Genomic DNA, 331 nt, shown 5'->3' with positions numbered 1-331 from the left:
AGATGTCTTTTTCCATCTCAATGTCACGGATGCGCTTTTCAAGCTCGCGAATCCTGAGCTGATCGGGCGTCATGGGCGTTGCTTTAGGGCTTTGGCCATCACGCTCTTGGCGTAACTGACGAACCCATTTATCCATGCTCGAATATCCGACATTCATGGCTTCAGCCGCTTCTCGAACCGAATAGTGTTGATCAACGACTAGCTGTGCTGCTTCGAGCCGGAATTCAGGGCTAAAGTTACGTTTTGGTCTTGTTGCCATACTGCCACCTAGTGATGTCTTGGTGCATATTAGCACCTCTAATTAGGTGGCCAAATTCACTATGCCACTACA

Annotated in this window: 1 protein-coding gene; it reads right to left on the bottom strand. The window is 48.6% G+C overall.

Annotated elements, in window-relative coordinates:
* Positions 1-259, bottom strand: a 259-nt coding sequence (locus tag MLE19_RS22940) for a transposase (protein ID WP_240720626.1), incomplete at its 3' end; no start/stop codon positions are given.
* Between the last annotated feature and the right edge of the window lie 72 nt (positions 260-331).

Source organism: Vreelandella neptunia (genome assembly GCF_022489065.1).
Lineage (GTDB): Bacteria > Pseudomonadota > Gammaproteobacteria > Pseudomonadales > Halomonadaceae > Vreelandella > Vreelandella neptunia_A.
The sequence above is the reverse complement of the archived record's forward strand: the minus strand, read 5'-3'. Positions and strand labels throughout refer to the sequence as shown.